This window comes from Bacillus songklensis (assembly GCF_042649685.1).
GTDB lineage: Bacteria > Bacillota > Bacilli > Bacillales > Bacillaceae_H > Bacillus_BA > Bacillus_BA songklensis.
The window spans coordinates 204442-212219 of the sequence record NZ_JBHRZT010000073.1 but is presented as its reverse complement, the minus strand read 5'-3'; the positions used below and the strand labels follow the sequence as shown (position 1 = coordinate 212219).

The following is a 7778-nucleotide window of genomic DNA, read 5'->3' as shown; positions in this document are numbered from 1 at the left end:
TTTCTCGCCTTAGCCTACTTTTTTAATTCACTTACTTGGGGTAATCATGAAGGGGCTAATGATAAAGATGAATTAGGTGAACATGTTACAAGACAAAGTGTAAAGATAAGTTACTTTGCTTTAATGATATTATCAGGTTTAGTTTTGTTCATCTCGGAAGGGGTATCTAATTTGAACGATATTGAGAATTTCCCTTTGCTAATTGTTGTAGGTCTTACATTTGTAACACTTCCGATAACAGAATTTATATATTCAAGGAGATATAGATAATCACTTAATAATCAGTTTCTTGTTAAAGTAACGGGGATTTTTCAAGAATAAAAGTGCAGCCAGCATAAAGAAAACGATACTCCATAATAGGGCGCCATTCTTGAGGAATGGGCGCTCATTTTACATTTTAGGGCCAGTTTGTTGAACAACACCTTTAAAGAAAATTGGATATCCATGTTAAAGGTTAGAAGAGATTGTGAAGGTTTGTAGTTAAACTGTGGGGAGGTTAGTTTAAGAAGCTTTTGGGCAAGATACCTACAAAATTAATAGTAGGTGGTTCTTATTGAAAAAAAAACTCTATGTAATTTTATGTATCCTGTTTTTTATAAATAGCACTGCTGTTTTTGCAAAGTCAGAAATACCAAGTCAAGAATTTATTAATAAGTATTATTTTGATGTTAATTTAAAAGGGGTTAAAGATATATACTTCTTCAGAGAATTCCCCTTTTATAATGATAAAGGACAAGTTTCCCCTCTAGGTAAGGCAGTCTTATCTGTATTACAGGGTGATATATGGACATGGGTTAGAGAACCAAGGATTTATGTTAAAGAAAACATTGCTTATATACACGCAGTCAAGTTAGATGGATTAAATTTGTTATATACACTAAAAAAAGAAAATAACGCTTGGAAAATCGTTAAAACTGAGAAGAAGAAACTTCCTACGGTTGGTAGTGAAGTTATGCTCGAACAAGCATTTTTGAGGGCTATCGGAACAAAGATACTCAATGCAACAAAAACGTATTATGGTAAATCAAGGCTTTTTCATTCGGAAAGGATTGTTGATATTGTTCGAGATGAATTTGATGATAAATACGATATAACAATTCAAATTGTTACTTATGAAAGATCGGTAATGCCTCCTTACGGTTTCGATACAATTACTTTACGAATACCAGGTTTTGAAGTAATAAAATACGAACATAAAGATGTTTCAGATATTGGAAAAATACCATTAGCAACCCATTGAAATGTGAAGGTAGTTCTTCAACTAAAGGCGCGTTTCTGTAATAAGAACAGCGTCTTTTTTTATGAATTGGGCCATTTTCTGGAGTAAGAAAGGAAATTAGATAAGTCAGATAAAAGCCGATATTTTTATATAGAGATCGATATATACAGAGTTAAAATTGTTGATAAGATAAGAGAAAAAGCAAAAACGATTCCCGATCGAAAGTGGTTAATTGGAACTGGTTGGGATAAGGAAAAGTAATAGAAAAAGCCAAGGAAACGTCTCTTGGCTTTTTAAATTATAGGTTATGTTAAATATGGTTGTTGAATTTTGACATCAAAAGGAAATGTACATACCACTCGGATGAGTCAAAGAGCTGGCTTATTAGGTCACTAACAATGCCTTAAAAGAATACGTTAAAATCATTTATCGAATTCTAGCCTTACGAAACCCATCGCCGATATTAATTACCGCATATATAATAAATATGACCATCACACCACTAATTATCCATGTTTCAAATTGCTTGGCTGTTGTGGTAAATAATTCAGACATATACGTTACAAATTCTTGGTGCAATAAATTTGGATTGCTTAAAATGACGATGAATACAATGGTTGCGGAAAGCTCGATAGCAGTGTTGAAGATGGCCATTTTTTTCGTCCATTGGCCCTTGGTTAATTTATAGAGAGCTAGCGTAATATCAAGAGCGATGACAACAAGAACAATTGGCCAAAAAGTAAGTAAAACCTCCTGATTTAAAGCTGGAATGACGAAATCAAGTCGATCTCCGCCGCCTTTATATATACCTATAAGGTGATTCGCATAAAAATAAAGGGTGGCCCAAATCGCTGTCCACATTAAACTTCCAAATACTTCGAACTTGGTAATCGCTTTTTTCTTCGGAATATAAGGGATGTTTTTCAAATCATCAGGTGTCCATTTTTTAAGACCTGCTGATAAGGGCTGCTGATCTTTTCCTTTATCTGTCCTTTCTATAATGGCGAAAACGACTGTTAACCAGAAAAAGACTTGGATCCCCACTTCGATGATAGTCCATATTCCTTGACCCATAATGGTGAGAACAACATTTAGAATGGCTTCTTCTCCGTTATAACCAATAAAATATTCGGCAACCATAGAAATCAGCCCGATCATAGAGGCAATTGGTAAAATCATTTTTAATAATGAAACATATATATCAAAATAGCGTGGGCCTATGAGATGCATTGGCTGATCTCGGTAACCGCTCGCTAGTGCTGCAGGATGCCCTAATTTTCCAAGGACCTTCTTAACATCTTCCTCGCTGTAATCATCAGGCAACGTATCCTCAATGGTTGAACGCAGCTCGAGTGCTATATCCTCACGGTTTTTTTCAGGCAGCCTACGAGTGACTTCTTGAACATAAACCTCAATCAAATTCATCTTCCTCATCCCCTTTTAATAAACCATAAAGTTCTTTCGAATTTTTAATCCATTCCTTTTTTAACTGCAAAAAGATTTCCAGACCGTATTCACTTAAAACATAATACTTACGGGGCCTGCTCTCAGATGTATCCCAGCTGCTCGTTACTAACTCTTGTTTTTCTAAACGGCGAAGCAATGGATATAAGGTACTTTGATCAATGTTAATGCCTGATTCCTCCAATAACTGAACAAGTGAATATCCATACTGTGGTGTTCGTAATTGACTTAAAACGGCTAATGTCAACGTTCCTCTTCTAAGCTCTGTCGTTAATGAATTCAGTAAAGTACTCATTCACCCACCTCAATTTTATATACTATATGACATACACTATATGGTTTATACTATGTATCGTACACTATTATGGTTACAATAACAATTGAATTTTCATATATTTTCTCCTTAGAGCAAAGCAGCAAGGTATTAATTTTAATAATGTAGCCAGTGAAGCAGGAGTCTTAAAGGGGTACGGAAACGATTCTGGATTTCAGGGACCACTATGGAAAATAAAACCAAAAATCAAGAATTAGATGTTTAATGCCAATAAAATTGTTCCAGAAAAGGGCGCCATAGTGGAACAAGAGGAGTTGTTTTAACAACAGCTCCTTTTTCGTATGTAGCTATTTGGCAGGTTAATTTAATAACCATCCCTAAAATATGGTAATGGGACTATAATGATATTGAGGTGAAGTAACATAGTGATTTTTACTCTAAACTAAATATGGAAGTGATTAGCTGTGGATTTTCTCAATGACTTTTTTACTTGGGCGTTTGAAAGGCATCACAATATCCTAAGTTGGTATATTCGCCCAATATTTTTATTACCGTTTTGCTATTTTGCTTATAAAAGAAGTGTTAAAGGCATCATAATTAAATTAATTGCATTATTTACAAGTATGTTTTGGTTTCCGAAACCGACAACGGTAGACCCGAAAGTAGAAGAATTTTTAGCAATGGAAATGGATTATTTATTTGGAGAATGGAATGTTATTAAAGTTTGGTTATCCTCAATGGTTCCATTGACAATGTACGCTTTAGCATATGCATTTTGGAGACATTCTTGGAAGTATGGGATACTGGTCATTAACTTAATTGCTATACTTAAAGTTCTATGGAGTTTATATGCAGGCGATGGTTCAGGGGTAGCAGTGTTTTTACCAGCTTTGATTGATTTAGTGATTTGTAATTTAGTTATTTGGATTGCTTACAGAGTTGTAAAAAAAGAAATACAGATAAATCAACTGATACCAATTTTTAAATTATTTGCGTTTATACTTTTTCAACAAACGGGGGCTTTAATGAAGTTCCCCTTTGAATTTTAGGTGATGATTTACTATTAACTATTTTCAGCAATCGGGCGCGTTGGTTGAACAAGAAGTAAAAGGATGATACATATTATTCATGTTAATATGTATCACCCTTTATTTTTTATGATTTTTTACGATTCAGGTCTTGATAAATCATTTTTTGCGTGATTTGGCTCCATTGCTACATACACCCTATTTTTGCGAGCGGTCACCTATTATTTAATTTCTTTTATATAAGCTTTGTGTATCTTATATGCAGCATCAAAATCGCCCTGGGATATAAGATAATCGATCCATTGCCTATCATGTTCACCATAAGCAATTGGTTCTCCAAAATAATCATACTTCGGTTTTTCATTCACTCCTTCGAGAGCTTCGAACCTTTCAATGCTGTTATCAGATAGCAATGCTAATTGAACCATTAGATACTCTTCCTTACTCAACATTTCGTCTTGTTCCTCATAATACTCCGCAAATTCATCGAAATCCTCAGCGTTAGAAGGCATCTGATAATGTTGGCCGTTGGCAAGTTTACTGTTAATTTTCACTTCTAAAGCTTGCATAAGTTTTGAGTTAAAGAAAGTTTTTGAGACTTCAACTTCTTTTTTCTCCAAATCTAAAATATGAAAGACTTGTTCGCCATCGTAGCTTGAATGAATATATCGTTTTTTTTTGATCATTCACTTAAGTTCTTTAAAGAAGCGGGGGGCTATCTCCCATTCCCTTATCACTATTTTGTTTCTACTTTCATTCCAGATCGGACTTCAGAAGAAGGGTTCTTCAGAATGGTATCTCCATGTTTTAAACCTTCAAGTACTCTATATGCTTTCTTATTTTTCACTTCGACACTAATTTCCCGTTTTTTAAGCTTTCCTTTCTCTACTACATATACATATGTAGTATCACCTTTCTTAATCACACTGCTGCGAGGAATGGCGATTTCCATTTCAGAAGGAAGTTCTACATGAACGGTTACATGGTAACCCGGGAATAGATTCTCATGTTGATCAAGCTGTGCCCGGAATGCATAAGATGAGACTGCTGCCTTGGATGGTTTCGCATTTCCATTTACTTTGTCAGGATCGTCTGTAGTCGGATAATCACTTACAGCTAATATATGACCATCCCATGTTTGGCCGGGTACTGCCTTAGCCTTCACTTTAATTGGCAATCCGGATTGAATTTCATTTTTTTGTAGTTCTGTCAATGTACCCTGGATTTGATAAGGTCCATTTGAATAAATGGTCATAATGGGTCTCTCATTTTTAGAAGCTGACTCGTCTTTTTTATCTTGTCCAGCTTCTGCATCTCCAAAATCTATCCGCCCGACAGTACCGTCCATACTGCTATAAATGGTCAAGTTTTGTTTTTGTTTTTCCAATGATTCTTGTTCAAGTTTCGCTTTCTCCAACTGTAAATCAGCGATTTGTTTCTTACTTTCTTGCTCTGCCACCTCTTGGCTAAGCACCACCATTTTCATGTCTGTATCAAGTGCTTCCTCCCCTTCCAAGGTGTCCATTTCTTCTTGGAGGGAATCGATTGCTTTCTGCGCTTGTTCACTGCTTAATTGCGCCATTCTTTGCTCCATGGCATTTTTCTTTAACTGACCCTCTAGATTTTCATGTTCATACTCAAATAACTTTTCTCCCTTTTTAACAGCTTGTCCTTCTTTTACAAACACCGTTTGAATATTCCCTTTAGATGGATCAAGATAGAATGTCTTCGTGTCACTTGCCGCAACCTTACCCCCAAGCGTGTTCTTCTCGTTCGGCTTGGGCTTCTCAATATTCACAAACTGTAAGTCATCGTGACTCGTTATTTTTGCAGCCATCACACCGCCAGCTGCTGCGATAATAAACGAGGCAACCACCACCATAACGGTCCACTTCTTACTAAAGCGCTTTTCACTTACAGTCTGCGCTTGTTGTTCTTCCATCTTACAGCACCTCTTCAATTAATTTGTCATATCTTTATAAAAGTTCCATACTACCCTAGTATAATCCATCCAATAAATAAGTTTAATAGAAATCTAACTTAGGACAGGAACTTTTTTATATGTGTCTTTTTAACCAAGATTGATTGTGGACCATTTTGATGGATCCTTTTGAGAGAAGCAGCAACATACACCAAAACAACAAGAAGAAAATAGGCAATAACGCAATTATCCCAATTAGAAAGCGAATATAGAATGAAAAGCATCTTTCTCTCTCTTTATTTTTACCCATCCTCATTTCGACAAATTTCGTATAGTGACAGGCACCTACCCTACTAGTAAAATAGTCTTATGAATTTGGAAAGGATTGATTATATTGTATTGCCCTACGTGTGGTGAAAAATTAGCGGAGAAAGTGAGGTACTGTCCTCATTGCGGAAAAAAGCGAAAAAAAATTTTATTTCTTCTTATCTTAACAGCGATCAGCATTTTAATCTTTAGCGGCACTCTTTATTATTTTTTCAGCCAGCAAGATCAGCAAGCGAGCACCAAAACAGCCGTTGCCCCTGTAAAAGCGGAGAAAAAAGAAGAAAAGCAAGGACCAAAACCTGTACAGGCATCTGCCGTTTCAACAAACACTCTCCCGAAAGATACAAAAAAAGAACTGACCGAAATCATTGCGGAGGTGCAAAAAGGGGTTTATACGATTTTTACCGAATCAGGCCAGGGGTCTGCCTTTTTAATGAATCATAAAGGAGATATTGTCACAAACGCCCATGTGGTGGAAGGCTATTACAATGTATCTGTTAAGGATAAAAACGGCGTTGCACATGAAGGGAAAATTATCGGCTATTCGAACACAATCGATGTGGCCTTAATCCGGGTACCCGATTTAAAAGGCGAAAGCCCTCTTCCGCTCGAAACAGACAAAAAAGCGGTAATGGGAGAAGAAGTCATTGCCCTTGGCAGTCCAATGGGATTGGAAAATACAGCGGCATTCGGTTACATAACAGGTATTGACCGCAGCTTTTTCATCGGAAACCGTTCATACGAAAACATTTATCAAATGTCCGCTCCCATCGCTCCCGGAAGCAGCGGCGGGCCTCTTGTTTCAAAAGCGACCGGAAAAGTAATCGCCATTAACTCAGCCAAATTAATCGGACAGGACGCTGTCGGATTCAGCATTCCGATGATGGATGTGAATGGGCTTATTCAAGGTTGGAGCAAACAGCCATTGACCGAAGAGGAAATTGATGCACTCTTTTATAATGAAAACGGCGACTATTATTATGAAGATTTATGGTCAGACGATGAATGGTACTTCGACGGCGGCGAAAGCAGCGATGACGAAGCAAACGAGTATTACGACATTCCTTCCGAATGGTATGAGGAGCCGGAAAGCGAAGAAGAAGCCCCTTCCGATGATGAAGGCGACATGTATGATGATAGTGAATCATATGATAGTGGCATACCGTATGATGAAAGCGAGTCCTCTGATGACAGCGTACCGTATGACGAGAGCGAACCTTCTGATGAGAGTATACCAGTCGATGAAAGCGAGCCCTCTGATGATAGTATACCAGTCGACGAAAGCGAATCCTATGAGGACAGCATACCAGCCGATGAAAGCGAACCCTCTGATGATGGCATGCCGGACAACGAGGGTGAATCATACGATGAAGAGATGAATAGCGGGTACACGGAAGAAATGAATAGTGATGGGGAATACTAGGATTCCGTAAAGTTCAGGCATTGACTTGGGCGTGTATTTCTCCTTCCAAAAATCCATCAAAATCACAAAAAGAGAGCAGACCACTTTTTTAAGTGGTCTGCTCTCCTTCTTCTTCTTTTGCA

At 37.2% G+C, this 7778-nt stretch carries 8 protein-coding genes; 4 read left to right on the top strand and 4 right to left on the bottom strand.

Translation table 11 applies throughout. From position 1 onward, the window contains the following. A partial coding sequence (locus tag ACFOU2_RS24225) for a hypothetical protein (RefSeq protein WP_377918897.1) occupies window positions 1-270 on the top strand: 270 nt, incomplete at its 5' end. Window positions 271-553: 283 nt separating this feature from the next. Continuing rightward, window positions 554-1240: a DUF3888 domain-containing protein gene (locus tag ACFOU2_RS24220; RefSeq protein WP_377918896.1), complete on the top strand. Its 687-nt coding sequence runs from the start codon at window positions 554-556 to the stop codon at window positions 1238-1240. 405 nt (window positions 1241-1645) lie between these two features. Here ACFOU2_RS24220 and ACFOU2_RS24215 read toward each other — a convergent pair whose 3' ends face one another. Then, window positions 1646-2644: an HAAS signaling domain-containing protein gene (locus ACFOU2_RS24215; RefSeq protein ID WP_377918895.1), complete on the bottom strand. Its 999-nt coding sequence runs from the start codon at window positions 2642-2644 to the stop codon at window positions 1646-1648. Further along, entirely contained in the window at window positions 2631-2978 is a 348-nt protein-coding gene (locus tag ACFOU2_RS24210) for a PadR family transcriptional regulator (protein WP_377918894.1), read from the bottom strand. Before ACFOU2_RS24210 ends, ACFOU2_RS24215 begins: the two co-directional genes overlap by 14 nt. Window positions 2979-3421: 443 nt before the next feature. Here ACFOU2_RS24210 and ACFOU2_RS24205 point away from each other — a divergent pair, with 443 nt between their 5' ends. Beyond that, window positions 3422-4006 carry a hypothetical protein gene (locus ACFOU2_RS24205; RefSeq protein WP_377918893.1) on the top strand — a complete coding sequence of 195 codons (585 nt, stop codon included), beginning with the start codon at window positions 3422-3424 and terminating at the stop codon, window positions 4004-4006. Window positions 4007-4206: 200 nt separating this feature from the next. On the opposite strand, the gene ACFOU2_RS24200 is transcribed toward ACFOU2_RS24205, so the two are convergent. Continuing rightward, on the bottom strand, window positions 4207-4671 hold the full coding sequence (locus tag ACFOU2_RS24200) for a hypothetical protein (protein ID WP_377918892.1): 465 nt from the start codon (window positions 4669-4671) through the stop codon (window positions 4207-4209). A 50-nt stretch (window positions 4672-4721) separates the two neighbouring features. Further along, the gene (locus ACFOU2_RS24195; RefSeq protein ID WP_377918891.1) at window positions 4722-5927 is read right to left on the bottom strand and encodes an efflux RND transporter periplasmic adaptor subunit; all 1206 of its coding nucleotides are present in this window, start codon (window positions 5925-5927) and stop codon (window positions 4722-4724) included. A gap of 373 nt (window positions 5928-6300) precedes the next feature. Here ACFOU2_RS24195 and ACFOU2_RS24190 point away from each other — a divergent pair, with 373 nt between their 5' ends. Further along, window positions 6301-7656 carry a trypsin-like peptidase domain-containing protein gene (locus tag ACFOU2_RS24190; RefSeq protein ID WP_377918890.1) on the top strand — a complete coding sequence of 452 codons (1356 nt, stop codon included), beginning with the start codon at window positions 6301-6303 and terminating at the stop codon, window positions 7654-7656. Window positions 7657-7778: the final 122 nt, after the last annotated feature.